The organism is Collimonas sp. OK307, from assembly GCF_900113705.1.
GTDB lineage: Bacteria > Pseudomonadota > Gammaproteobacteria > Burkholderiales > Burkholderiaceae_D > Collimonas.
In genome coordinates this window covers 492,220-517,268 of sequence record NZ_FOQI01000001.1, presented here as the reverse complement: position 1 = coordinate 517,268, position 25,049 = coordinate 492,220, and the positions used below count along the sequence as shown (strand labels likewise).

General features: G+C 55.2%; 19 protein-coding genes and 3 tRNA genes. 18 read left to right on the top strand and 4 right to left on the bottom strand.

What is annotated here, in order from left to right:
* The first annotated feature begins 7 nt into the window (after positions 1-7).
* From rph to BM205_RS02280, 3 genes are all read left to right on the top strand, one after another.
* Positions 8-742 carry a ribonuclease PH gene (gene rph / locus BM205_RS02290; protein WP_092412101.1) on the top strand — a complete coding sequence of 245 codons (735 nt, stop codon included), beginning with the start codon at positions 8-10 and terminating at the stop codon, positions 740-742.
* 81 nt (positions 743-823) lie between these two features.
* On the top strand, positions 824-1,618 hold the full coding sequence (locus tag BM205_RS02285; protein WP_092412099.1) for a TatD family hydrolase: 795 nt from the start codon (positions 824-826) through the stop codon (positions 1,616-1,618).
* A complete protein-coding gene (locus BM205_RS02280; RefSeq protein WP_092412097.1) occupies positions 1,611-2,324 on the top strand; it encodes an ankyrin repeat domain-containing protein in 714 nt (237 codons plus the stop codon). The genes BM205_RS02285 and BM205_RS02280 overlap by 8 nt, the downstream gene beginning before the upstream one ends.
* Positions 2,325-2,335: 11 nt before the next feature.
* On the opposite strand, the gene BM205_RS02275 is transcribed toward BM205_RS02280, so the two are convergent.
* The 4 genes from BM205_RS02275 to hpnC all read right to left on the bottom strand — a co-directional run bounded on the left by BM205_RS02275 (position 2,336) and on the right by hpnC (position 6,749).
* Positions 2,336-3,466: an alpha-hydroxy acid oxidase gene (locus tag BM205_RS02275; RefSeq protein ID WP_092412095.1), complete on the bottom strand. Its 1,131-nt coding sequence runs from the start codon at positions 3,464-3,466 to the stop codon at positions 2,336-2,338.
* A 125-nt stretch (positions 3,467-3,591) separates the two neighbouring features.
* The gene (gene hpnE, locus BM205_RS02270; protein ID WP_092412093.1) at positions 3,592-4,950 is read right to left on the bottom strand and encodes a hydroxysqualene dehydroxylase HpnE; all 1,359 of its coding nucleotides are present in this window, start codon (positions 4,948-4,950) and stop codon (positions 3,592-3,594) included.
* A 36-nt stretch (positions 4,951-4,986) separates the two neighbouring features.
* Positions 4,987-5,820, bottom strand: coding sequence for a presqualene diphosphate synthase HpnD (gene hpnD, locus BM205_RS02265; protein ID WP_092412091.1), 834 nt, complete (start codon positions 5,818-5,820; stop codon positions 4,987-4,989).
* A gap of 116 nt (positions 5,821-5,936) precedes the next feature.
* Positions 5,937-6,749, bottom strand: a complete 813-nt coding sequence (gene hpnC, locus BM205_RS02260) for a squalene synthase HpnC (protein ID WP_092412089.1) — start codon at positions 6,747-6,749, stop codon at positions 5,937-5,939.
* A 217-nt stretch (positions 6,750-6,966) separates the two neighbouring features.
* Between hpnC and BM205_RS02255 the strand changes: the two genes are divergently transcribed.
* The 15 genes from BM205_RS02255 to BM205_RS02185 all read left to right on the top strand — a co-directional run bounded on the left by BM205_RS02255 (position 6,967) and on the right by BM205_RS02185 (position 24,901).
* A complete protein-coding gene (locus BM205_RS02255; RefSeq protein ID WP_092412087.1) occupies positions 6,967-8,169 on the top strand; it encodes an efflux RND transporter periplasmic adaptor subunit in 1,203 nt (400 codons plus the stop codon).
* Positions 8,166-11,261 (top strand): efflux RND transporter permease subunit, encoded by a 3,096-nt coding sequence (locus BM205_RS02250; RefSeq protein ID WP_092412085.1) that lies wholly within the window; start codon positions 8,166-8,168, stop codon positions 11,259-11,261. The genes BM205_RS02255 and BM205_RS02250 overlap by 4 nt, the downstream gene beginning before the upstream one ends.
* Before the next feature lie 276 nt (positions 11,262-11,537).
* Positions 11,538-13,184 (top strand): amidase, encoded by a 1,647-nt coding sequence (locus BM205_RS02245; protein ID WP_254783696.1) that lies wholly within the window; start codon positions 11,538-11,540, stop codon positions 13,182-13,184.
* 127 nt (positions 13,185-13,311) lie between these two features.
* Positions 13,312-13,728: a malonate transporter subunit MadL gene (gene madL, locus BM205_RS02240; RefSeq protein WP_092412083.1), complete on the top strand. Its 417-nt coding sequence runs from the start codon at positions 13,312-13,314 to the stop codon at positions 13,726-13,728.
* Positions 13,725-14,492: a malonate transporter subunit MadM gene (gene madM, locus BM205_RS02235; protein WP_092412081.1), complete on the top strand. Its 768-nt coding sequence runs from the start codon at positions 13,725-13,727 to the stop codon at positions 14,490-14,492. The genes madL and madM overlap by 4 nt, the downstream gene beginning before the upstream one ends.
* A 124-nt stretch (positions 14,493-14,616) precedes the next feature.
* Positions 14,617-14,703, top strand: a tRNA-Leu gene (locus BM205_RS02230).
* A gap of 200 nt (positions 14,704-14,903) precedes the next feature.
* Entirely contained in the window at positions 14,904-15,407 is a 504-nt protein-coding gene (locus BM205_RS02225) for a CreA family protein (protein WP_092412079.1), read from the top strand.
* Positions 15,408-15,625: 218 nt separating this feature from the next.
* On the top strand, positions 15,626-16,978 hold the full coding sequence (gene tig / locus BM205_RS02220) for a trigger factor (RefSeq protein ID WP_092412077.1): 1,353 nt from the start codon (positions 15,626-15,628) through the stop codon (positions 16,976-16,978).
* A gap of 118 nt (positions 16,979-17,096) precedes the next feature.
* Positions 17,097-17,723: an ATP-dependent Clp endopeptidase proteolytic subunit ClpP gene (gene clpP, locus BM205_RS02215; protein ID WP_092412075.1), complete on the top strand. Its 627-nt coding sequence runs from the start codon at positions 17,097-17,099 to the stop codon at positions 17,721-17,723.
* A 210-nt stretch (positions 17,724-17,933) separates the two neighbouring features.
* Positions 17,934-19,202, top strand: coding sequence for an ATP-dependent Clp protease ATP-binding subunit ClpX (clpX, locus tag BM205_RS02210; RefSeq protein ID WP_092351637.1), 1,269 nt, complete (start codon positions 17,934-17,936; stop codon positions 19,200-19,202).
* Positions 19,203-19,546: 344 nt separating this feature from the next.
* Positions 19,547-21,958, top strand: a complete 2,412-nt coding sequence (gene lon, locus BM205_RS02205; protein ID WP_092412073.1) for an endopeptidase La — start codon at positions 19,547-19,549, stop codon at positions 21,956-21,958.
* A gap of 316 nt (positions 21,959-22,274) precedes the next feature.
* Entirely contained in the window at positions 22,275-22,547 is a 273-nt protein-coding gene (locus BM205_RS02200; RefSeq protein WP_092351641.1) for an HU family DNA-binding protein, read from the top strand.
* A 98-nt stretch (positions 22,548-22,645) separates the two neighbouring features.
* Positions 22,646-22,721: transfer RNA gene (locus BM205_RS02195), tRNA-Val, on the top strand.
* 88 nt (positions 22,722-22,809) lie between these two features.
* Positions 22,810-22,886: transfer RNA gene (locus BM205_RS02190), tRNA-Asp, on the top strand.
* Between the two features lie 89 nt (positions 22,887-22,975).
* The gene (locus BM205_RS02185) at positions 22,976-24,901 is read left to right on the top strand and encodes a SurA N-terminal domain-containing protein (RefSeq protein WP_092412071.1); all 1,926 of its coding nucleotides are present in this window, start codon (positions 22,976-22,978) and stop codon (positions 24,899-24,901) included.
* The last annotated feature ends 148 nt before the right edge of the window (positions 24,902-25,049 follow it).

Here is a 25,049-nt window from a genome sequence, read left to right as displayed (position 1 = left end):
AATTTACATGTTGCCTATTACCCGTCCTAGCGGACGCGCCGCCGATGTTTTGCGCACCGTGCGCCTGACCCGCAATTACACCAAGCATGCCGAAGGTTCTGTACTGGTCGAATTCGGTGACACCAAGGTTATCTGTACCGCCAGCCTGGAGGAAAAAGTCCCGGGCTTCCTGAAGGGTAAAGGGCAGGGTTGGCTGACAGCTGAATACGGCATGTTGCCGCGCTCTACCAATACCCGCATGGACCGCGAAGCAGCGCGGGGCAAGCAATCCGGCCGCACCCAGGAAATCCAGCGTTTGATCGGGCGTTCATTACGGGCGGCATTTGATCTGCAGGCTTTCGGCGAGCGTACCCTGCATCTGGATTGCGACGTGATCCAGGCTGACGGCGGCACCCGCACTGCGTCGATTACCGGCGCCATGGTCGCGGCTTACGATGCATTTTCCCGGTTGTTGGAAAGCAAGGCGATCGCTGCGATTCCTTTGAAGCACTTTGTCGCGGCGATTTCGGTCGGCGTTTATCAAGGTACGCCGGTGCTGGACCTGGATTATGTCGAGGATTCCGGTTGCGATACCGATATGAATGTGGTGATGACCGACACCGGGCATTTCATCGAAGTGCAAGGTACGGCGGAAGGCGTTGCTTTCGACCGGCCTACCTTGAATAGCTTGCTGGATCTCGCACAAGGCGGGATCGGCGAGTTGATCCAGTTGCAAAAACAAGCCTTGGGCATGGCTGAATAAAAATGGTGCGCGGGCACGTTCTTGTGTCCGCGCTACCCCCTCATCTTCGATGGCGCGTGCGTAAGCGATATAATCCTGCCTATGTATATCGATTCCCACTGCCATATCAACTTCCCCGAGCTGTCCGCCAGGATGCCGGAAGTACTCGCCAAGATGGCGCAAAACCAGGTTACCCATGCATTGTGCGTATCGGTCGACCTGCCCGATTTTCCGCAAGTGCTGGAGCTGGCCAAGACCTATCCGCATATCTATGCTTCAGTCGGGGTGCACCCTGACTATGAAGATACGCCGGAACCTAGCGTCGACGATCTGATTCGTCTTTCCGATCATCCGAAAATCATCGCCATCGGTGAAACCGGCCTTGATTATTACCGTTTGCAAGGCGACCTGGAGTGGCAGCGCGAGCGTTTCCGCCGCCACATCCGGGCTTCGCGCGCGACCGGCAAGCCTTTGATCATCCACACCCGCGCCGCCTCGGCAGATACTATCCGCATCATGCAGGAAGAGGGCGCCGGCACCGATGCCGGCGGCGCCGGCGGCGTGATGCATTGTTTTACCGAATCGCTGGAAGTGGCCGAGGCGGCAATGGCGATGGGGTTCTATATTTCGTTTTCCGGCATCGTCACCTTCAAGAGCGCCAAGGAGTTGCAGGCCGTGGCGCTGGCGGTGCCATTGAGCAGCACCTTGATTGAGACCGATTCGCCGTATCTGGCGCCGGTGCCGCATCGCGGCAAGATGAACGAGCCTGGCTGGGTCATGCACGTCGGCGAATTCCTGGCTAATTTAAAGGGTGTGCCGGCGACGCAAGTGGCGCAGCAAACCACCGATAATTTCTTCAATTTGTTCAAACTGGCAAAGGATCAGGCGCATGCCTAACTTATTTAATCGCGCGGTCAATCACATGAACGCGCATTCGCAGTTTTCAGCATTTGTGTTACTGCTGTTGGCGCTGGCTTGTTTGCCGTCCGTGAGTTTTGCGGCTAGTGACAGCAAAACCGCCGACGCCTATGCCAAGGCAGTCCAGCTGGATGACGAGCGTGGCATGAAGAAACTTCTGGCGGCCGGCGTCGATCCGAATCTGATAGCGCAAAAGCAGCGTGGCGAAACCGGTTTGATGCTGGCCGTGCATGAGGATTCGAAGAAAGTGTTTGCGGTTCTGCTCAATGCGCATGGTATCGATCTCAACCTGCGATCGCGCAACGGCGACACCGCTTTGATGATTGCTTCTTACAAGGGCGATGTGGCGGCAGTCAAGGCTTTGCTGGACAAGGAGGCGGAGCCCAACAACACCGGCTGGACGGCGCTGCACTATGCCGCCGCGGTCGGTAATGATGAAATCGTGCAGATGCTGCTGGATGCCTCGGCCTACATCGACGCCGGCTCACCCAACAACACGACGCCGATCATGATGGCTGCGCGTGCCGGCAAAATCCAGACAGTCAAGCTGCTGCTCGATAGCGGCGCCGATGTCACCTTGAAAAACGATGTCGGCATGACAGCGATCGACCTCGCCAGAAAATTCGATCACAACGATATCGCCGACGGCTTGACGAGTCGCCTCAAGCAGGCCGGCAAGCTTTAACTTGATTTAACTTAAGTCAGGATGTGCGGCCCCACATCCTTGATATCTTTAGTGCCGGTCAGCGCCATGCTGACATCGAGTTCCTGCTGCAGGATCTGCAGCATCTTGGTGACGCCGGCTTCGCCCATTGCACCCAGGCTGTACAGGAAAGCACGGCCGATCATGGTGCCCTTGGCGCCCAGCGCGACCGCTTTCAGCACGTCCTGGCCGCTGCGGATGCCGCCGTCGAACCAGACTTCAATCTGATCGCCTACCGCATCGACAATCGCCGGCAGCGCCGAGATCGACGACACCGCGCCATCCAGTTGCCGCCCGCCGTGATTGCTGACGACGATAGCGTCGGCGCCGGTGGTGGCGGCGATCTTGGCGTCCTCGATATCCAGAATCCCTTTCAGAATCAGCTTGCCGCCCCATTGTTCCTTGATCCAGGCGATGTCGTCCCAGTTCAGGGTCGGGTCGAACTGGCTGGCAGTCCATTTGCTGAGGGTCATGATGCCGTCGGCGCCGGAGACGTGGCCGGCCAGATTGCCGAATGACTTGCGGCCGCCCAGGGCGCGCATGGCCCAGCCGGGTTTGCTGGCGAGATCGATCAGGTTGGCCAGGGTCATTTTCGGCGGCACCGACATACCGTTTTTCAGATCCTTGTGGCGTTGGCCGAGGATTTGCAGATCCAGCGTCAGCACCAGCGCCGAACATTTGGCCGCCTTGGCGCGCTCGATCAGCGATTTGATAAAACCACGGTCGCGCATCACGTACAGTTGAAACCAGAACGGCTTGGTGGTGACGCTGGCGACATCTTCGATAGAGCAGATGCTCATGGTCGACAGCGTGAACGGGATGCCGAATTTCTCGGCGGCGATGGCCCCCAGCATTTCACCGTTGGCCCATTGCATGCCGGTCAGGCCGGTAGGGGCGATGGCCACCGGCATCGTCACATCGTGGCCGATCATGGTGCTGCGGGTTGAGCGTTGATCGACGTTGATGGCAACCCGCTGGCGCAAATGCAGCGCGGCGAGGTCGCTGCTGTTGGCGCGGTAGGTCGATTCGGTATACGAGCCGCTGTCGGCATAGTCGTAAAATGCTTTTGGTACACGTTTCTTGGCCAGCAGCCGCAGGTCTTCAACGCAGGTAATCACAGGCATAGGATTCTCTTGGTGACTTGTATGGCGCTATATTAGATGAAAAGAATGCCGCCATAGTAGAAATCAATTGATGTCTGGCATGAATCGTTTTCAACCCATTTTCAACCCGTTTTCAACCCAAACGCTCAGCGGAGTTGGGCCAGCAGTTCCCGTGCCGCCAGCTTGCCGCTGCGTACCGCCGACTCCAGCGTCGCCGGATAGTCGCTGGCGGTGTAGTCGCCGGCCAGCATCAGCTTGTCCAGTCCGCTATCGTTGGCTGGCCGAACCAGTCCCGGGGTGCAGGCGAAGGTGGCGCGCTTTTCGGAAATGACCTTGGTCCAGGAAGGCGCTGCCAGTTGTGGTTGCTTGAAGGTTGCGGCCAGTTGTGCGGCGACGGCTTTTGCCAATTCTTCGTGGCCAGCTTGGATAGCTGCGGACGAGGCGCTGATGACTACCGCCAGCAAGCCAGCCTGAGTCGGATCGAGCTGACCGCGATCGAACACGAACTGACCCCAGGCTGCTGTGTTGCCAACATTTTTACCAGCATTTTCCGGGTCGTCCAGCAAAGCGAAGAAAGGCCGCGGCAGGCGCGTGTCGCTGGCATATTGCAGATAACAGGTGGTAATCGGTTCGTACTCAAAACTGCGTAAAGTGGCGAGAAGTGAGGCATCGGCACTGCCATCCAGCAGCGTGGCCGCGGTTTCCGGCGGTGTGGCGATCACGACGGCATCGAAATCCAGATTGGCGTCGTTGCCCTGTAGTTGCCATTGTTCGCCGTTGCGGCGCAATTGCCTGATGCTGCAGCCGGACTCGACATTACCGCCGCGCTCCTCGATGAATGCTGCGGCCCTTTGCGGAAACAGGCTGCTCAGGTCCAGCCGCGGCAGCAACATGTCCGATGCGCGTCTGCGGGCGCCGAGGCTATCGCGCAGCACCGCCAGGAAAACTTGCGCCGAGGCGTGCTCCGGCCTGGTGTTCAGTGCTGCGATGCACAGCGGCCGCCACATCAACCGGATCAAACGGTCAGTCTGGTCGAAGCGTTCCAGCAAGGTGCTGACGCTGCAATCGTCGTGCAACTGCCAGCCCATCCAGCGCGCCGCTGAAGAAAATCGCGCAAGCGCCAGTTTGTCCTGGCGCTCCAGGCCCCGTGCGCGCCAGAGGGCAAACAGCAGATGCAAAGGCGCCGGCAGACGCGGTGCGGTAAAGGTCATGCCGCCGCTATCGGCGGGGTAGCACATTTGCAAGGGCAGGCGCAGCATGGCGCTGGCCGGGTCGATGCCGACCTTGCGCATCATTTGCAGGGTTTGGCTGTATGCACCGAGCAGGATGTGCTGGCCGTTGTCCAGCGCGATCTCATTGATGTCGACCCGCCGCGCACGGCCGCCGAGTTGTCGGCTCGCTTCAAACAAGGTTACCTGATGACCAGCCTGCGTCAGCTCGACGGCGGCAGTGCAACCGGCCCAGCCGGCGCCGATGACGGCGATATGTTGTGCTTCTGCAGCCATTTTCAGAAAGAAGAAAAGACGGACGGCGACGTCAGGTCAGCCACGTACATAGGTTTTCCATGCCAGCCACAATTTGCGGATGGGTGTCAGTGAGATGCGTTGATTCAATACATGGAAACCGTCGCGCTCGATCTCGTTCAGCAAGGCCCGATAGATGGCGGCCATCATCAAGCCCGGCCGCTGTGCTCGCCGGTCTTGCCTGGGCAGCAAGGCAAATGCATCGTCATAGGCTTGCTGCGCGCGCGCCACCTGGAACCGCATCAGGTTGACAAAATTCTCGCTATAGCGCGCGTTCAGGATATCGGCAGCGGTGACGCCGAACTGCTGCAACTCATTGACCGGCAGGTAGATGCGGCCCTTGCGGCCATCTTCGCCGACGTCGCGGATGATGTTGGTCAGCTGGAATGCGAGACCGAGTTTTTCGGCAAACTGCAGCGTCTGCGGCTGGCTCACGCCAAAGATGCTGGCCGACAGGATGCCGACCACGCCGGCCACATGCCAGCAATATTGCTTCAAGCCCGGATAGTCCAGATAACGGGTCTGGTTCAGATCCATCTCCATGCCATCGATGATGGCTTGCAGGTGTTTGCCGTCCAATCCGTAAGTTTGCAGATGCGGTTGCAAAGCCTGGGTCACCGGATGGGATGGATTGCCGGCCAGCATGGCTGCGATTTCTTTGCGCCACCACATCAATTTGGTGCGCGCCACGCTTTCGTCGGTGCAGTCGTCGACTGTATCGTCGACCTCGCGGCAGAAAGCATACAGCGCCGTGATGGCGCGTCGCCGCTCTGCCGGCAAGAACAGAAAGCTGTAATAAAAACTGGATCCGCTCTGAGCGGCCTTTTGCTGGCAGTAATCGTCTGGGGACATGGATATGGGGAGCGGCTTAAAAACAATTTGCCCGAAGTATACGTAAGAACACGGATTGTTTGCTGATTTTTAGTATTTTCATTGATGCAGACTGTGATCCGGGCGACCGCGGCTCTCTATCGCATGCGCAAGGCACGCCAGAGCAACAGGCACCAGTCGCCTTTGTCCAGTTTCGGACGGTGACGGAACATGTCGTAGTCAACCGTTTCCAGCATCTCCAGGATGCGCAAGCCGCCCTGTATCACCAGCCGCAATTCCCAGCCGATCCGGCCAGGCAGCCTCAGCGCCAGAGCCTGGGCGCCGGTCATCATGTTGCGCGCGCGTTGCACCTCGAACTGCATCAGGCGGCGCCAGGCGTGATCCACCGTGCCGCTGGCCAGTTGTGCTTGCGACACGCCGAACCGCTGCAGGTCTTCCAGCGGCAGGTAAATCCGCGCCTTTTGCCAATCGATAGCGACGTCTTGCCAAAAATTAATCAATTGCAATGCCGAACAAATGTCGTCCGAATCGCGCAGGTTCTGTTCGGTGGCCGCGCCATACAGATGCAACATCAGGGTGCCGACCGGATTGGCGGAGCGTCGGCAGTAATCGAGCAAATCGGTGAACCGGCTGTAGCGGGTAGTGACCACGTCCTGCTTGAAGGCGGACAGCAAGTCACGGAATGGCGCCAGCGGCAGCCGGTATTCAACAATCACTTGTTCCAGGGTTTGAAACAACGGGCTTTCTGCGGCTTGCTTATGTTCTATTCTGTCTAAAGCTGCTTCGTAGGAGTGCAGTTCGCGCAGGCGCTGGTCGGCGCTGGCGTCGCCTTCGTCAGCGATATCGTCCGCGCTACGGGCAAATGCGTAGATGGCTTTGACTGCAGGACGCAAGCGGGCTGGCAGGAGCAGGGAAGCAACGGGAAAATTTTCGTAATGATTGATAGACATTAAGGCATTAGTTAAGAAACTTGGGACAGCAAGAAGATGGTGAAAGATAGAAAAAAAGCGGAGATATTTTATCAAAAGAACATTTTTTTCCTCTTGTTGTCAGATCCAAAAAAAGCTTTGGGCAAACTTGATCCGGCGCAATTATAATAACTGACTTAAAAGTTATTAACGTGCGGTCTGTAGCAACAATGCTGCCCAGAATAGTAAAGGAAAAACCGTGTTGACCCAGATAAATCCGCGTCCGGTTGCAGCGATCCCAGCGCTCATGCGCTCTCCAGGCTTGTTGCTTATTTGCACATTACTGCTGGGAGCTTGTTCCAAACACGTCGAAAAGGTTGAAGACATCCGCCCGGTGCGGGTGGTGGTGCTGAATCCAGCCAATGCCGACGTCACCTCAGAGTTTCCGGGCACCGTGCAAGCCCGTTATGAGTCGCAACTCGGGTTCCGCGTGGCGGGCAAGATTATTGCGCGGCAGGTCGATGTCGGCACCGTCGTCAAACGCGGCCAGGTGCTGATGCGGCTGGATCCGAAAGATCTGCAGCTGGCGCAAGCACAGTCGGTGGCTGCAGTTACCTCGGCTACCAGCAATCGCGATACGGCCAGGGCCGACTTGAAGCGTTACCAGGATCTGCGTGACAAGAATTTCGTCAGCCAGGCCGCATTGGATGCGAAAGAGTCGCAGTTCAAGGCAGCGCAAGCCACTTACGATCAGGCTGAGGCTGCATTAAAGACGCAATCGAACCAGATCGCTTACGCCACTCTGGAGTCGGACGTGGACGGTGTGGTCACTGCCATCAATGCCGAGGCGGGGCAGGTAGTTGCTGCAGGCACGCCGGTGGTTAGCGTGGCGCGTCAGGGAGCGAAGGAGGTGGTGGTGGGTGCTCCCGAAAACCAGGTCGACAAATTGCGCGGCAGCCACGACGTGCAAGTGCGCCTGTGGGCCGATCCCAAGCAAGTAATTCAAGGCACGGTACGCGAGGTATCGCCGATTGCCGATCCGGCAACCCGCACTTACGCTATCAAGATTGCGATCCCTGACGATACGCCTAACGTGAAGCTGGGAATGACGGCTTATGCCAGCTTCATCAGCAAGACCAGCGACGATGCGATCAAGGTTCCGTTGACGGCGCTTTTGCGGGTGCAGGACCATAGCGCGGTATGGGTGGTCGATGGTGGCGCAGTGCGCCAGGTGGTGGTGCAAGTTACCGGGCAGCATGGCAATGAGGTGTGGATTCAAGGCGCGCTGCGTGCTGGCCAGCAGATGGTTACCGCCGGCGTCAACCAGCTGAAGCCGGGACAAAAAGTCACTATTCTGAATGCGCCGGAAGGTAGTCTGCCTGCGCCTGAGAGCGTACCGAACCAGCCATTGGCGTCGAATGACGCATCGGTTTCCACCCCAGCGGGCGGAGCGGCCCGATGAGCGATGGCAAAAAGACCGGTTTCAATCTGTCGCGCTGGGCGCTGGAACACATACCGCTGACACGTTACCTGATGGTGGTGCTGGTGATCGGCGGCATCCTCAGTTATGGCCGCCTGGGGCAGGATGAAGATCCGCCGTTTACCTTCCGCGCGATGGTGGTGTCGGCTCAGTGGCCCGGCGCCACCGCCTTGCAGATGGCCGACCAGGTGACGGACAAGCTGGAAAAGAAGCTGCAGGAAACGCCGCACGTCGATACCATCCGCAGTTATTCCAAACCGGGCGAAACGCTGATCATCCTGCAGTTGCAGGAATCGGCCACGCCCAAGGAAACGGTCGATGCCTGGTATCAGGTGCGCAAGAAGATCAACGACATCAAGCTGACCCTGCCGCAAGGCGTGCTGGGGCCTTTCTTCAATGATGAGTTCGGTGAAACCTATAGCTCGATTTTTGCGGTCTCGGGCGATGGTTTCAACTATGCCGACGTCAAGGATTACGCCGATTTCGTCCGCCAGCAATTGCTGACCTTGCCGTCGGTTGCCAAGGTGGATTTGTTCGGCGTCCAGGATGAAAAAATATTCATCGAATTTTCGCAGAAAAAATTCTCGCAGCTGGGGATTACCGTACAAGACATCGTCAACCAGCTGAGCGCGCAAAATGCCTTGCAGTCGACCGGCGTGCTGGCGACTGCCACCGATAATCTGCAGATCCGCGTGAGCGGCGCGCTGGCATCTCCCAAGGATTTGGAAAACCTGCAGTTGCGGGCCAATAACACGACCTTCAGACTGGGCGATTTTGCCGTAGTCAAGCGAGAATACCAGGATCCGCCGCAGACCAAGATGCGCTTCAACGGCAAGGAAGTGATCGGGCTCGGCGTGTCGATGGAGAAGGGTGGCGACATTATCGAGCTCGGCAAGGATATGGAAAAGATCACGGCCCAGATCAAGGCCAAGCTGCCGGTCGGCATCGATCTGGAGCGGGTCTCGAACCAGCCGAAGATCGTCGCGGAATCCGTCAACGAATTCCTGAAGACACTGATGGAAGCGGTCTTGATCGTGCTGGCGGTGAGTTTCCTGTCGCTCGGTTTTCATACCAAGCCGTTCCGCATTGACGTGCGGCCCGGGCTGGTGGTGGCGTTGACGATTCCTTTGGTGCTGGCGATCACTTTCCTGTTCATGAATATCTTCAGCATCGATTTGCATAAGATCTCGCTGGGAGCGCTGATCATCGCCCTGGGTTTGCTGGTCGACGACGCCATCATCGCGGTGGAAATGATGGTGCGCAAGATGGAGGAGGGTTTGTCGCGCCTGGAAGCGGCGACCTTTGCCTATACCTCGACCGCGATGCCGATGCTGACCGGAACGCTGATCACCGCGGCTGGTTTCCTGCCTATCGGCCTGGCTAAATCGGCGGCGGGTGAATATACCTTTTCAATGTTCTCGGTGAATGCGCTGGCCTTGCTGATCTCGTGGCTGGTGGCGGTGCTGTTTACGCCGTATATCGGCTATCTGCTGTTGAAAGTGAAACCGGCAGCCGGCGCCGACGGTCATCACGAGTTGTTCAATACACCGTTCTATACGCGCGTCAGGAATGCGGTTAACTGGTGTGTCGAATGGCGCAAGACCACCATCGCCTTGACGCTGATGGTATTCACCCTAGGTGTGTTCGGTTTCAAATTCATCGAAGAACAGTTTTTCCCCGATTCCAGCCGGCCCGAGCTGATGGTCGAACTGTGGTTGCCGGAGGGTTCGTCTTTCGCCGCAACCGAAGCCCAGGCCAAGAAGTTTGAAGCTTTCATCCATGCCGCACCCGAGCTGGAAAGCATGACCACCTATGTCGGCAGCGGCAGCCCGCGCTTTTATCTGCCGCTGGACCAGATCCTGCCGCAAACCAATGTGGCGCAACTGGTGTTGCTGACCAAGAACCTGGCGGCGCGCGATGCCCTGCGCCTGAGAATTACCGAGGCATTCAAACATGGCTTCCCGGAGGTGAGAGGCCGCGTCAAATTACTTCCCAGCGGCCCGCCGGTGCCGTATGCGGTGCAATTCCGCGTCAGCGGCACCGACGCCGCCAAGGTCAGGACAATTGCCGATCAGGTCAAGAACGTCATGAATAGCAATCCGAATCTTGTCGGCCTGAATGACAACTGGAATGAGTCGGTCAAGGTGCTGCGGGTCGACCTCGACCAGGACAAGCTGCGCGCCCTCGGCATCGGTTCGCAAACTGTGATGCAGACCGTAAACACCTTGTTGACCGGCACCGCCATCGGCCAATATCGCGAGCACGATCGTTTGATCGACATCGTGGTACGGCAGCCGCTGGATGAGCGGGCCACCATCGACGCCTTGAACCAGGCCAACGTGCCGACCGCCAGCGGCAAGTCGGTGCCGCTGGCGCAAATCGCCACCGTCAAGCTGGTGTGGGAACCTGGCGTTGTGTGGCGCGAATGGCGCAATTGGGCTATCACGGTGCAAGCCGATGTGATCGATGGCGTGCAAGGACCGACTGTCACCGACCAGATCAATCCGCAGCTCGACAAGATACGGGCGCAGTTGCCGCCGGGGTATGTGATTGACGTCGCCGGCGCGGCCCATGACAGCGGCAAGGCGCAGGCGTCAATTGCCGCCAACGTGCCGCTGGTGATCTTCATCATCTTCACGTTGCTGATGCTGCAACTGCATAGCTTTTCACGTTCCTTGCTGGTATTCCTGACCGGACCGTTGGGTATTGCTGGTGCGGCGGTGGCGCTGCTGCTGTTGCAGCGGCCGTTCGGGTTTGTTGCGCAGTTGGGAGTGATCGCACTGTTCGGCATGATCATCCGCAATTCGGTGATCCTGATCGACCAGATCGAACACGATATCGCCAACGGCGTGGCGCCGTGGAATGCGATTGTCGAAGCGGCGGTGCGCCGTTGCCGGCCGATCATGCTGACCGCGGCGGCGGCGGTGCTGGCCATGATTCCCTTGTCGCGCTCAGTGTTCTGGGGGCCGATGGCGGTTGCGATCATGGGTGGCCTGATTGTTGCGACCGGCTTGACCCTGCTGTTTTTGCCGGCTTTGTATGCGGCTTGGTTCAGGGTTAAAAAGCCGGAGTAAAAATCACGCATTGGCTGCAGCAATTCAATCGTAAAGCGCAACAGTAGATATTTTCAAAGACCGCCCCTCCGGCGGTCTTTGCATTTTTACGTCTTGACGATGCGATTTTATTTGCCAGAAATTACAAAAAATATCAGCTGTCGATTGTTATTGTTTGCACAATTGTTTTTATTGCATCACGATGCTTCTTATGCAATAGTCGACCATGCCCGAGCCGGAGATGCTGACGAAAGTGCGCTCCGTATTCGGCAAATATAAAAATTAATGGAGACAGCAATGACAAGCGACTTCACTTCTGAGAGTGCAGGTGGCACATCTGCGACTACGCCCGTAAATTCACTACGGCGTAGAAAATTCCTGGCCGGCGGCGGCCTGGCGATGTTGGGAGGTTCTTCCCTCGGGGGTCTGCTTGCGGGTATCTCCCCGCAAGCTGCTGCGGAAAGCACGGCTAAACCCGTTAATCTGATTAAACGCGTTGATCCGCCCTCTGACATTGTCGCACTGGATGCGGTAGCGCTGTCGGCGGCTATCAAAGCGCGGCAAGTTTCTTGCCGTGAAACCATGCAAGCCTATCTCAAGCAGGTAGAGCGACTTAATCCCAAGGTCAATGCGATCGTCTCCCTGCAGGATGGCGATGCCTTGCTCAAACAAGCCGATCGATGTGATCAGCAATTGGCGCGCGGTCAATATCTGGGATGGATGCATGGCATGCCGCACGCCGTCAAAGATCTGGCGGCAACAGCCGGTATCCGTACTACTTTCGGTTCGCCGCTGTTCAAAGACAATGTCCCGCAACACGATGATATTTTTGTTGAGCGGATCAAGCGCCAGGGCGCCATTATTATCGGCAAAACCAATACCCCTGAATTCGGCTTGGGATCCAACACCGACAATCCCGATTTCGGCATTACCAAAAATGCCTATGACCAAAGCAAGATCGCTGGCGGCAGCAGCGGCGGCGCAGCTGTTGCGCTGGCACTGCAAATGGTGCCGGTGGCCGATGGCAGCGACATGATGGGATCATTGCGCAACCCTGCGGCATTCAACAACATTTATGGTTTTCGCCCGACTGTCGGCGTGGTGCCTTCAGGGCCGCAACCGGAATTATTCCTGGGACAGCTGGCAACCAATGGCCCGATGGGCCGTACCGTCGCAGACCTGGCCATGTTGTTGTCTACCCAGGCCGGCTACGATGCCAGGGCGCCGCTTTCGGTCCGGGAAAATCCAGCGCGTTTTGCAGAGCCGTTAAAGCACGACTTTCGCGGCACACGAGTGGGTTGGCTGGGCGATCTGAACGGTTATTTGCCGATGGAAACTGGCGTAATGGAACTGTGCAGTACTTCCTTCGCATCGTTTGAATCGATAGGTTGCAAAGTCGATGAAGCCAGGCTTGATTTTGCGCCGGAACGTATTTGGGAAATGTGGCTGACTTTGCGTCATGCGTCGCTTGCAGGCAGTCTCGGCGACAGTTATTTGAATCCTGCAAAACGCGCTTTGATGAAGCCGGAACTGATCTGGGAAATTGAAGGGGGCATGAAATTGCCTGTTACGGCCTTTTATAAAGCATCCGCTGCGCGAAGCGCCTTGTATGACGCCTTCAACAACATGTTCACACATTTCGATTTTGTGCTGCTGCCGACGGCCCAGGTATTTCCATTTTCCGTGAATGCGCATTGGCCTGACAAAATTGCCGGAAAAAATATGGATACTTACCATCGCTGGATGGAAGTGGTCATACCTGCATCGTTATCGGGTAGTCCCGCCATCAGTGTGCCGGTTGGTTTCGGTGTGCAAGGTTTGCCGATGGGCGTTCAAATCATCGGGAGGCGGGGTGCCGATCTGGCGGTATTGCAGTTGGCCCATGCATATGAACAGGCCACGCAATGGGTGCAACGCCGGCCACCTGCATTATTAAAAACCTGAGCAGAAAACTGCGCCAGCAATTTATCCCTGAGGTCCCTACGGAACCCTCATTCACGGCTCTACCTGCGCGAGTGCGGGGAAGGGCTATGAATATATAAACAGACGTTGCAAGAACGGAGGCAGCATCATGATTATCTATGGCGTGGCGGTACTCGCTATTTGCACTTTAATCGGTCAGTTTGCTGGGAGTCTTCTTGGCGTCTTGCTGGGAGTGCAGGCTAACGTCGGTGGTGTCGGCTTTGCGATGATATTACTGTTGGTGGCTACGGATTATCTGCAACGCGCAAAAAAAATGCCGGCAATCTCAGCGCAAGGCATTACTTTTTGGACCGCGATGTACATCCCTGTAGTGGTGGCGATGGCCGCGCAGCAAAATGTGGTTGCTGCGTTGAAAGGAGGGCCTGCGGCGATATTGGCCGGGGTGCTGGCCGTGGCGGTGAGTTTTGCGCTGATTCCGGTGATTGATCGTATCGGTAAAGCCAAATATGTCGTGGCCGACGCAGCTGAACAACCTGTCGGCCAAAATGAAAAGGAAGCGACATGAGCGAGGTGTTGACGAATTTATTGGCTAAAAATGGCTTGTTGACTGCCTTTGCAGTGATCGGGCTGACAATGTGGGTTTCTTATTTCTTGTCTGCGCGACTAACCCGCGGTCAGTTACACGGCTCGGCACTGGCGATCATCATAGGTCTGTTGCTGGCTTATATAGGCGGTGTCGCTACCGGCGGCAAGCAAGGTCTTATCGATCTCAAACCATTTAGCGGGATCGGCTTGATGGGGGGCGCCATGATGCGTGATTTTGCGATTGTTTCGACCGCCTACGGCGCCACGCTGAGCGATATGCGACGCTGCGGCCTGAGTGGCCTCATTTCACTCCTGGTCGGGGTATTCATGTCTTTTATCGTCGGCGCGGGAGTGGCTTACGCATTCGGTTACACCGATGCCGTCAGCATGACCACTATTGGCGCCGGCGCGGTAACTTATATTGTCGGCCCGGTCACAGGCGCTGCAATTGGCGCAAGTTCTGAAGTCATTGTGCTCAGCATCGCGGCTGGCCTGGTCAAATCTGTATTGGTGATGGTTGTTACGCCTTTTGTAAGCAAATACATCGGCCTGGACAATCCACGCACAGCCATGATTTTCGGCGGCATGATGGGGACTACCAGCGGTGTTTGCGGTGCGTTGGCTGCGGTCGATCCCAAGCTTGTGCCTTATGGTGCGATGACATCGACTTTTTATACGGGATTAGGTTGTCTGCTTGGTCCTTCGCTGCTGTTTTTTGCTACCAAAGCGCTGATGGCGCAATAAACTGAATAACGAGGGGTAAGTGAGTCGAAAATTGCTCTAGCCTATCGCCATATCGGACGGCTTGCAGTAGAATAGCGGGCTGTCCAATCTTGCTGAGCGGGATTGGACTGTATTTGATGGAAATGCGACCGTGGCGAAATTGGTAGACGCAACAGGTTTAGGTCCTGTCGAGAGCAATCTTGTGGAGGTTCGAGTCCTCTCGGTCGCACCAGCTCTGCCAATGTTATTGATTATTGGCGGCCAGCTGAATATGGAAGAACCCTCTGATGAGGGTTTTTTTACGCCTGCAATTTTTCCCCTTGAGTGCTTCGAGCAATCGCTCGAATTTTTGTTCTAATTTCCCCTGCAATAGCCGGCGGCAAATGGGCTCTCCGGCATACAATCAATCGTAATTTCTTTCCTGGAATAAATATGCGTACAAAATCCCTGGTGTTGATCGTATCGCTTGGTTTGGGTTTGGGGCTGGCAGCAATTACGATGGGCTCGGTACAGGCGGCGTCGGAGCAGGTGGGCGAGGTGAGCACCGCGTTTCGCTGGGTCGGGCGCAATGACCGGGTAGTGGTTGAGGCTTACGACGATCCCAAGGTGCAAGGGGTTACGTGCTATGTGTCGCGGGCTCGTACCGGCGGCGTCAAGGGTACGGTAGGATTGGCCGAAGACCGGGCCGAGGCTTCGATAGCCTGCCGCCAGGTCGCCGCCACAGTCCAGTTCGGCGCCAAGCTGCCGCTGCAGGAAGACGTGTTTACCGAACGCATGTCGGTGCTGTTCAAGCGCCTGCATATTGTGCGGTTGGTTGATCCCAAGCGTAATACACTAGTGTATCTGACCTATTCGGATAAATTGGTCGACGGCAGCCCGCAAAACAGCGTCACGGCGGTGCCGGTGCCGGCCAGCAATCCGATTCCGCTCAAATAGGCAGGCTCGATATATTGCCATTCATGGCGCTGTTAATAGTGTTATTTATAGCGCTATTGCGGCTCAGGAGTGATGCGTTTTGGCGCAACGGGCTGTTTTACGTATAGAATATCGGACTTTAGCGCGGCTGGGTTGGGGTTGAAATGATAACATTTCATCGCTTTACGCCCTATTTGCCTTAGCCGCACCACGGAATTTTTAATTTTTGGACGATCCACATGGCAACTGCAGTCGAAACTCTGGATAAACTTGAACGCCGCCTTACCCTCACTATCGCTCTGAGCGAAGTGCAAACCGAAGTCGAAAAGCGCCTGAAAGTTCGCGCCCGCACAGCAAAAGCGCCTGGCTTCCGCCCAGGTAAAGTGCCGATGAAGATGGTCGCTGCACAGTATGGCTATCAGGTCGAAACCGAAGTGCTGAACGACAAGGTCGGCAATGCTTTCAACACCGCTGCCAACGAAAACAACCTGCGCGTTGCCGGTTACCCGAAGATCGAGCCAAAGAATAGCGAAGGCGTAGCCGAAGGCACGCTGGCATTCGACGCTACTTTCGAAATCTATCCTGAAGTCAAGATCGGTGATCTGACCAGCGTTGAAGTCGAAAAGACCAAGGCTGAAGTCAGCGACGCTGAAATCGATAAAACCATCGATATCCTGCGCAAGCAACGCGTGCACTATCACGTCAAGGGCGAGCAAGGCGCGCACGGCGATGGCGGCAGCGATCTGACAGCCAAGAACGGCGACCGCGTGACGGTCGACTTCGTCGGCAAGATCGACGGCGTTGAATTCCAAGGCGGCAAAGCTGACGATTACGCTTACGTACTGGGCGAAGGCCGCATGTTGCCTGAGTTCGAAAACGCGACTATCGGTTTGAAAGTCGGCGAAGCCAAGACTTTCGAACTGGCTTTCCCTGCGGATTACCACGGCAAGGATGTAGCCGGCAAGACTGCAGAATTCACGATCACGCTGAAGAAGCTGGAATGGGCGCACCTCCCGGAAGTTGATGCCGAGTTTGCAAAAACCCTGGGCATCGAAGACGGCGACCTGGCAAAAATGCGCGCTGACATCAAGCTGAACCTCGAGCGCGAAGTCGGTTCCCGTGTCAAGGCCAAGAACAAAGACAGCGTCATGGATGCACTGATCAAGGTCAGCGACCTGGATGTCCCGAAAGCACTGGTCGAGCAAGACGTCGAGCGTCTGGTCGAAATGACTCGCCAGGATATGGCGCAGCGTGGCATGAAGGTCAACGACATGCCGTTCCCGCCAGAGCTGTTCACAGCCCAGGCTGAGCGTCGCGTTCGCCTGGGTCTGATCCTGGCTGAAGTGGTCAAGGAAAACAAACTGCAGGCAACTCCTGAACAAGTTAAGGCCCAGGTTGAAGATTTCGCCCAAAGCTACGAAGACCCACAACAAGTCCTGAAATATTATTTCAGCGATCGCCGCCGCCTGGCAGAGGTCGAAGCCCTTGTTTTGGAAGAAAACGTCGTTAACTACGTGTTGGGCAAATCGAAAGTGACTGAAAAAGCGGTCGCGTTCGATGAATTGATGAGCAACAACGGGCAACAGGCTTAATCGAGCCGCACTTTAGCCGCAGCCTAGCTGTACTTCGGCTGAATTCCAGGTTCAGACATCACGTCTGGACCTGTTCGGTGGATTGATTAAGTTTTGAGCGCTCTCCATAAGGAAAAATATGACAGGCTTTAATCGTAATTCGGCACTGGATACTGACATGCTTGGCATGGTGCCTATCGTGATTGAGCAGAGTGGCCGCGGCGAGCGATCCTATGATATTTATTCGCGTTTGCTGCGTGAGCGCGTGATTTTCCTGGTGGGTCCGGTCAACGACCAGACCGCCAACCTGATCGTGGCGCAATTGCTGTTCCTGGAAAGTGAAAATCCTGACAAGGATATTTCCTTGTACATCAATTCTCCTGGCGGTTCGGTATCTGCCGGCATGGCGATTTTCGATACCATGCAGTTCATCAAGCCGGATGTTTCGACTTTGTGTACCGGTATGGCAGCTTCGATGGGTGCATTCCTGTTGGCGGCTGGCGCCAAGGGCAAGCGTTTCTCGCTGCCTAACTCGCGCATCATGATTCACCAGCCGTTGGGCGGCGCTCAAGGGCAGGCTTCGGATATCGAAATCCAGGCACGCGAAATCCTGTATTTGCGCGAGCGCCTGAACGGTATCCTGGCTGACAAGACCGGCAGGACCATTGAGCAGATCAGCAAGGATACGGATCGGGATAATTTCATGTCTGCGGATGCAGCTGTGGAATATGGCCTGATTGATAAAGTCCTGGCGACACGCGCTTGATTGCTAAGTAATTGATGGAATGCTAGGCGCCCGGCCCCAAAGGTACGGGCGTTTTGCTTTTCAAAAAACGCCCGGGCGTGACGGATTTGGATTTCGCGGGTAATATAAAATCGTTACTGTGATTCCATACCGGATTTCAATACTGGATATCCGTGCAACAAATCAATGCTGCGGCCCACCCTCTAAAGTTTTAATTAAAGTCTGCCTTTTATGTCTGATAAAAAATCTTCCAGCGGCGAAAAACTGCTTTATTGTTCCTTCTGCGGCAAAAGCCAGCATGAAGTGAAAAAACTCATCGCCGGGCCGTCGGTATTCATTTGTGATGAATGTATCGATCTCTGTAATGACATCATTACCGATGAAGCCTCGAACGTCGAGACGCTGGATGGTCAAAAATCGGAGCTGCCGATACCGCAAGAGATTTGCGAACTGCTCGATCAATACGTGATCGGCCAGGAGCCTGCAAAGCGGATTTTGTCGGTGGCGGTGTACAACCACTACAAGCGCCTTAAGCATCTCGGTAAGAAGGACGACATCGAACTGGCAAAAAGCAATATTTTGCTGGTCGGCCCAACCGGCTCCGGTAAAACCTTGCTGGCGCAGACGTTGGCGCGCATGTTGAACGTGCCGTTCGTGATCGCCGACGCTACTACTTTGACCGAAGCCGGTTATGTCGGTGAAGACGTTGAAAACATCATTCAGAAATTGCTGCAAAATTGCAATTATGAAGTCGAGAAAGCGCAACGAGGCATCGTCTATATCGATGAAATCGACAAGATTTCCCGTAAGTCCGATAACCCGTCGATTACCCGCGATGTATCGGGTGAGGGCGTGCAACAGGCTTTGCTGAAGCTGATCGAAGGCACCATGGCTTCGGTGCCGCCACAAGGCGGGCGCAAACATCCTAACCAGGATTTCGTGCAAATCGACACCACCAATATACTGTTCATTTGCGGCGGCGCTTTTGATGGCCTGGCCAAGATCATTTCCGAGCGTTCGGAAAAGAGCGGGATCGGCTTTTCGGCGAATGTGAAGAGCCAGAGCCAGCGCACCTCCAGCGAAGTGTTGCTGGATGCCGAGCCAGAGGATTTGACGCGTTTCGGTTTGATTCCGGAGCTGGTCGGCCGTTTGCCGGTGATTGCAACGCTGGCCGAGTTGAATGAAGAAGCGCTGATCGAGATCCTGATCGCGCCGAAGAACGCGCTGGTCAAGCAATACTCGAAATTGCTGCAAATGGAAGGCGCTGAGCTGGAAATCCGGCCTGCCGCGCTACAAGCCATCGCCAAACGAGCGTTGGCGCGTAAAACCGGCGCCCGTGGCTTGCGTTCGATCCTGGAGCATGTATTGCTCGACGTAATGTACGACTTGCCAAGCCAGCAAAATGTCGCCAAGGTCGTGGTTGATGAAAATACCGTCAACAACGGTGCTAAACCATTGTTGATTTACCATGATCAGCCTAAGGTATCCGGCGCGAAATAATAAGTCTTCTTAAAAATTCGTCATTCCCGCATGCGTGGGGATGACGAGGACGCCTAGTCGGGGACGCCTGGCCGCCAAATTCAGGCAAATTTGTAAAACCATGTAAAAAGCAGGGGTTTAAGCAGGTTTTTGACCTAAAAGTAGTACAATTTAGCAAAATATACGATTTGGCTTCAATCGCAAAGCCACCCGAAGTTAACTTCGCGTGTGGCTTTTTTATTGGCCATCGCAAATGCATCGCAAGCGCATTACCAATAGAAGTGGTGATTTATTGTTGAAACCGGGGCTTGTGTTTCGGCCACTCGTGCCAACATCATTAATAAGTTTTTTTGATAGGGCTCACCATGACGACTTCTACATTTACTGAACAAACTCAGTTACCTCTGTTGCCTTTACGGGATGTCGTGGTATTCCCGCATATGGTGATTCCACTGTTCGTCGGCCGCCCGAAATCGATCAAGGCTCTTGAAGCCGCGATGGAGCAGGGCAAGAGCATCATGCTCGCGGCTCAGAAAGCCGCAGCCAAGGATGAACCGTCGCCGGACGATATTTATGAAATCGGCTGCGTTGCCAACATCTTGCAAATGTTGAAATTGCCTGATGGCACGGTCAAAGTGCTGGTGGAAGGGGCGCAACGTGCCCGTATTCATCACATCAGCGAACTCGACACGCATTTTGTCGCCGATCTGACACCGGTTGAATCCGAGTTGGGCGATGAGGCTGAGGTGGAAGCGATGCGTCGCGCCATCGTTCAGCAATTCGACCAGTACGTCAAACTGAACAAGAAAATCCCGCCGGAGATCCTGACTTCGCTGTCCGGCATCGATGATGCCGGCCGCCTGGCCGATACCATTGCCGCGCACTTGCCGCTGAAACTTGAGCAAAAGCAGGTAATCCTGGAGATTTTCAATATCGCCAAGCGTTACGAGCACCTGCTGGGTCAGCTCGAAGGCGAGCTGGATATCCTGCAAGTTGAAAAACGCATCCGCGGCCGCGTCAAACGCCAGATGGAAAAATCGCAGCGCGAATACTATCTGAACGAGCAGGTCAAGGCGATCCAGAAAGAATTGGGTGAAGGCGAAGAAGGCGCGGATCTGGAAGAGCTGGAAAAGAAGATCCTGTCCGCCAAGATGCCTAAGGAAGCGCTGGAAAAGGCGCAAAGCGAACTGAAGAAGCTGAAACTGATGTCGCCGATGTCGGCCGAAGCGACGGTGGTGCGTAACTACATCGATACGCTGGTCGCTTTGCCGTGGAAGAAAAAATCCAAGGTCAACAATGAACTGGGTAATGCGGAAAAAGTCCTGGAAGGCGATCACTACGGCCTTGATAAGGTTAAAGAACGCATCCTGGAATATCTTGCCGTGCAACAGCGCGTCGACAAACTGAAAGCGCCGATCCTGTGTTTCGTCGGTCCTCCGGGCGTGGGTAAAACCTCGCTGGGTCAATCGATCGCCCGTGCCACCAACCGTAAATTCGTGCGGATGGCCTTGGGTGGCGTGCGCGACGAAGCTGAGATCCGCGGTCATCGCCGTACCTACATCGGCTCCATGCCAGGCAAGATTTTGCAGAGCCTGTCCAAGGTCGGGGTGCGCAATCCGCTGTTCCTGCTGGATGAGATCGACAAGCTAGGCATGGATTTCCGTGGCGATCCGTCATCGGCCTTGCTGGAAGTGCTTGATCCTGAGCAAAACCACACGTTCTCGGATCATTACATCGAAGTCGATTTCGATTTGTCGGATGTGATGTTCGTGGCGACTTCGAATTCTTTCAACATTCCACCAGCGTTGCTGGACCGGATGGAAGTGATTCGTTTGTCCGGCTACACCGAAGACGAGAAGACCAATATCGCGCTGCGTTACCTGCTGCCTAAACAAATCAAGAACAATGGTTTGAAGGTCGAGGAAATCAGCCTTGCTGAAGGTGCAATTCGCGACATCATTCGTTACTACACGCGTGAAGCCGGGGTGCGTTCGCTTGAGCGGGAAATCTCGAAAATCTGCCGCAAGGTAGTGAAGTTGCTGCTGTTGAAGAAGCAAGAGAAGAAAGTGGCGGTCACTTCCAAGAACATCGATAAATTCCTCGGTGTGCGGCGCTTCGACTACGGTGTGGCCGAAAAGGAAAATCAAATCGGCCAGGTGGTCGGTCTGGCGTGGACTGAAGTGGGCGGCGAATTGCTGACCATCGAAGCTGTCAAAATGCCAGGTAAGGGTGCAATCATTCGTACCGGCACCTTGGGCGATGTGATGAAGGAATCGATCGAGGCAGCACGCACTGTCATGCGCAGCCGCGCCGCGAAGCTGGGCATCAAGGGTGAGGCGTTCGAAAAGAGCGATATCCATATCCACGTGCCCGAGGGCGCGACACCAAAAGACGGTCCGTCGGCCGGTGTCGGAATGACTACCGCCCTGGTCTCGATCTTTACCGGGATTCCGGTGCGTGCCGATGTCGCCATGACTGGCGAAATCACGTTGCGCGGCGAAGTCTTGCCGATCGGCGGCTTGAAAGAGAAGCTGTTGGCGGCACATCGCGGCGGCATCAAGACGGTATTGATTCCAGAGCAGAATGTGAAGGACCTGGCCGAGATTCCGGACAACGTCAAGAACAAGCTGGAAATCGTACCGGTGCGCTGGATCGACAAGGTATTGGAGGTCGCTCTGGAGCGGCAGCCGGTGCCGTTGACAGAAGAGGAAGCCATACTGGATGCGACGGTCGCCAAGAGTAGCGAGAAGGCCGATCCCAGTGTAGTCAAGCATTAAGTTGACACTAAGCTGGCAGGTTGTCCGCTTAAGCTGTTGAATCCACAGGCTTAATTTTGGTTGTTTAAAAAAGCGCTCGCAAGAGCGCTTTTTTTATATGCGCGTGCATTTAATGTTGAATTTAATATCGAATATATCAAGTTTGTGAAATCAGGTTAAACCCCGCCATATCGCCCGCAAACCGCTTGACACAAGGCTTTGCGGCTTGTTTAATATGTCCTTGCAGATTTTTTTTCGCACTCCGTCTGCGATGATTTTCCGAAAAAATGCTGGAACATCCACCATCTCGAATTTCAATCCATGTGAGGGGATCTAAGTGAATAAAACCGAATTAATCGATCACATCGCCAAGTCGGCAGATATCTCCAAGGCCGCGTCGGCACGCGCATTGGACGCTGTGGTCGCCGCAGTTAAAACCACTTTGAAGAAGAGCGGCTCCGTGACACTGGTTGGTTTTGGCACGTTCTCGGTGAGCAAACGTGCAGCGCGTACCGGTCGTAATCCACGTACCGGAGAGGCAATTAAAATCAAGGCAGCGAAAGTTCCTAAATTTAAGCCTGGCAAAGCGTTGAAAGATGCTGTAAACTAGCGTCTTTTGGCGTGGTGACAAACGCCAAATGTTTGACTGGCTAATCTGTCGTGTTTTATTCGGGTGGTTTTTGTTGATCCAGGTAAATCCGGCAACGAGGGTGCTTAGCTCAGTTGGTAGAGCGGCGCCCTTACAAGGCGTAGGTCGGGAGTTCGAGCCTCTCAGCACCCACCAACAACAGTCAGGCAGAAAAAACGAATTTTAAATGGGTTCATGAAACCGTAGGTTTTTTGAAGTCAGCTTAGATTTGTGAGTAGTTTTAGGAGTGGTAGTTCAGCTGGTTAGAATACCGGCCTGTCACGCCGGGGGTCGCGGGTTCGAGTCCCGTCCACTCCGCCAAAATACGAAAAAGGCGAACGAGAGTTCGCCTTTTTTCTTATGTCCATCTGGTTTGTATTGCAGCCTTACTTGATCTCGATTGGCCGACCATGTTTGAATTTGTCCGTACCCACCAGCGCTTGATGCAATTCCTGTTGCTGCTGTTGATCATCCCTTCGTTTGCTTTAGTCGGGCTGCAGAGTTATAGCAGTTTTGGCGATGGCGCCAACACGGTGGCGAAAGTCGCCGGCCAGCCGATCAGCCAGCAGGATCTGGACGCTGCCCTGCGCCAGCAAATGGATAGCATGCGCCAGGCGTTCGGCGATCGCTTCGACCCGAAGATGCTGGAAACACCCGAAGCCAAGCAAGGCGTACTGGATAACCTGATCTCGCAACGTGTGTTGGCCGCGACCGTCAACAGTGAGCACCTGTCCGTCTCCGATCAAAGCTTGCAACAAGCGATTCTCTCTGTGCCGGCATTGCAGGGCGCTGATGGCAAGTTCGATAACGAACGATACAAGTCTTTGCTGGCGGCACAAGGCATGGCGCCGACCATGTACGAGGCCCGTCTGCGTCAGGACATGGCTATGCAGCAATTGAATGGCGCGGTGCAAGCTACTGCATTTACACCTAAAACCGTCGCCACGCGCTTGTCTGATATCAACGATCAGGAACGTGACGTGCAGGAATTGCTGTTCAAGACTGCCGACTATGCCGCGCAGGTGAAAGTCACTGACGCCATGCTGCAGGACTATTACACCAAGAACGCCAAGGAATTCGAGATTCCAGAGCAAATCAAGGCAGACTATGTGCTGCTCGACAGTGCCGCGATTGCCGCGCAAGTGACGGTCAGCGATGCCGACATCAAATCCTATTACGATCAGAACCTGAGCCGTTACACAACGCCGGAAGAACGCCGCGCCAGCCATATCCTGATTTCGGTAAAGAAGGATGCACCGGCGGCCGAGCAGGCTGCGGCCAAAGCCAAGGCTGAGGGCTTGCTGGCAGAAGTGCGCAAGAATCCTGCTGATTTTGCCAAGATAGCCAAGGCTAACTCGCAAGATACTGCATCCGCTGAAATGGGCGGCGATCTCGGTTATTTCGGTAGCGGCATGATGGTCAAGCCGTTCGACGATGCCGCCAGCAAGCTGAAGCAGGGCGAGATCAGCGGTCTGGTGCAATCCGATTTCGGTTACCACATTATCGAACTGACCGGCATCAAGGTGGCTCAGGTCAAGCCGCTGGAAGAGGTCAAGGCGGATATCGGCGCGGAAATCAAGAAACAACTGGCGGCGCGCAAATTCACTGAAATGGCTGAGGCCTTCAGCAATACGGTATATGAGCAGGGTGATAGCCTGAAGGCAGTCGCTGACAAGCTGCATCTGCAAATTCAATCGGCAGCGAATCTGGGCCGCCAGCCGAATCCAGCCGTTGCAGCTACCGTTCCATACAACAATCAAAAATTCCTGACTGCGCTGTATTCAGACGAATCGCTGAAGAACAAGCACAATACCGAAGCGGTCGAAGTTGCGCCGAATACGTTTATCGCCGGCCATGTAGTTGAATACAAGCCAGTCACGAAACGTTCGTTTGAAGAAGTCCAGGCGATCATCCGCGACAAGGTTACCCGCACCGAAGAAGCCGCACTAGCCAAGAAGGCCGGCGAAGAAAAGCTGGCAGCTTTGAAGGCGCAAGACAATGCTAGTGGTTTTGGTGCAGCGCAAACTGTATCGCGCGCCAAGAACCAAGGTGTCGATCCGTTGGCATTCGAGGCGGTAATGAAGGCCGGTACCACTAAATTGCCAGCCTATGTCGGCGTGACACTGCCGCAGCAGGGTTATGTGCTGTATCGCATAGCCAAGGTCGGTCAGCCGGCAACCCAGGATCAGGCGCGTCGCGTCGCCGAGCAGCAGCAAATCACCGGCGTCCTGGCGAAGCAGGAAATGCTGGCTTATGTGGATGTGCTGAAAGAGAAAGCCAAGGTCAAGATCTTGAAGCCTGTGGCGGTTACGCCGGTTGATGGCGACGGTAAGTAAGACTGATTTGACTAAAGTGATTTGATTAAGCCGGATTGAAAAAAAAGCCCATTCAATGCAAGTTGAATGGGCTTTTTCTATATTTATGTGTAATAGATTAGACTTGGCCGGACATTTTTTGTGTGAGTCTTTGTCCGGAAACGACCGA

What these genes read in the sequence shown, in the direction of transcription:
- rph (WP_092412101.1), top strand. Translation starts at nt 8, where the DNA reads ATGTTGCCTATTACCCGTCCTAGCGGACGCGCCGCCGATGTTTTGCGC.
- BM205_RS02285 (WP_092412099.1), top strand. Translation starts at nt 824, where the DNA reads ATGTATATCGATTCCCACTGCCATATCAACTTCCCCGAGCTGTCCGCC.
- BM205_RS02280 (WP_092412097.1), top strand. Translation starts at nt 1,611, where the DNA reads ATGCCTAACTTATTTAATCGCGCGGTCAATCACATGAACGCGCATTCG.
- BM205_RS02275 (WP_092412095.1), bottom strand. Translation starts at nt 3,466, where the DNA reads ATGCCTGTGATTACCTGCGTTGAAGACCTGCGGCTGCTGGCCAAGAAA.
- hpnE (WP_092412093.1), bottom strand. Translation starts at nt 4,950, where the DNA reads ATGGCTGCAGAAGCACAACATATCGCCGTCATCGGCGCCGGCTGGGCC.
- hpnD (WP_092412091.1), bottom strand. Translation starts at nt 5,820, where the DNA reads ATGTCCCCAGACGATTACTGCCAGCAAAAGGCCGCTCAGAGCGGATCC.
- hpnC (WP_092412089.1), bottom strand. Translation starts at nt 6,749, where the DNA reads ATGTCTATCAATCATTACGAAAATTTTCCCGTTGCTTCCCTGCTCCTG.
- BM205_RS02250 (WP_092412085.1), top strand. Translation starts at nt 8,166, where the DNA reads ATGAGCGATGGCAAAAAGACCGGTTTCAATCTGTCGCGCTGGGCGCTG.
- BM205_RS02245 (WP_254783696.1), top strand. Translation starts at nt 11,538, where the DNA reads ATGACAAGCGACTTCACTTCTGAGAGTGCAGGTGGCACATCTGCGACT.
- madL (WP_092412083.1), top strand. Translation starts at nt 13,312, where the DNA reads ATGATTATCTATGGCGTGGCGGTACTCGCTATTTGCACTTTAATCGGT.
- madM (WP_092412081.1), top strand. Translation starts at nt 13,725, where the DNA reads ATGAGCGAGGTGTTGACGAATTTATTGGCTAAAAATGGCTTGTTGACT.
- BM205_RS02225 (WP_092412079.1), top strand. Translation starts at nt 14,904, where the DNA reads ATGCGTACAAAATCCCTGGTGTTGATCGTATCGCTTGGTTTGGGTTTG.
- tig (WP_092412077.1), top strand. Translation starts at nt 15,626, where the DNA reads ATGGCAACTGCAGTCGAAACTCTGGATAAACTTGAACGCCGCCTTACC.
- clpP (WP_092412075.1), top strand. Translation starts at nt 17,097, where the DNA reads ATGACAGGCTTTAATCGTAATTCGGCACTGGATACTGACATGCTTGGC.
- clpX (WP_092351637.1), top strand. Translation starts at nt 17,934, where the DNA reads ATGTCTGATAAAAAATCTTCCAGCGGCGAAAAACTGCTTTATTGTTCC.
- lon (WP_092412073.1), top strand. Translation starts at nt 19,547, where the DNA reads ATGACGACTTCTACATTTACTGAACAAACTCAGTTACCTCTGTTGCCT.
- BM205_RS02185 (WP_092412071.1), top strand. Translation starts at nt 22,976, where the DNA reads ATGTTTGAATTTGTCCGTACCCACCAGCGCTTGATGCAATTCCTGTTG.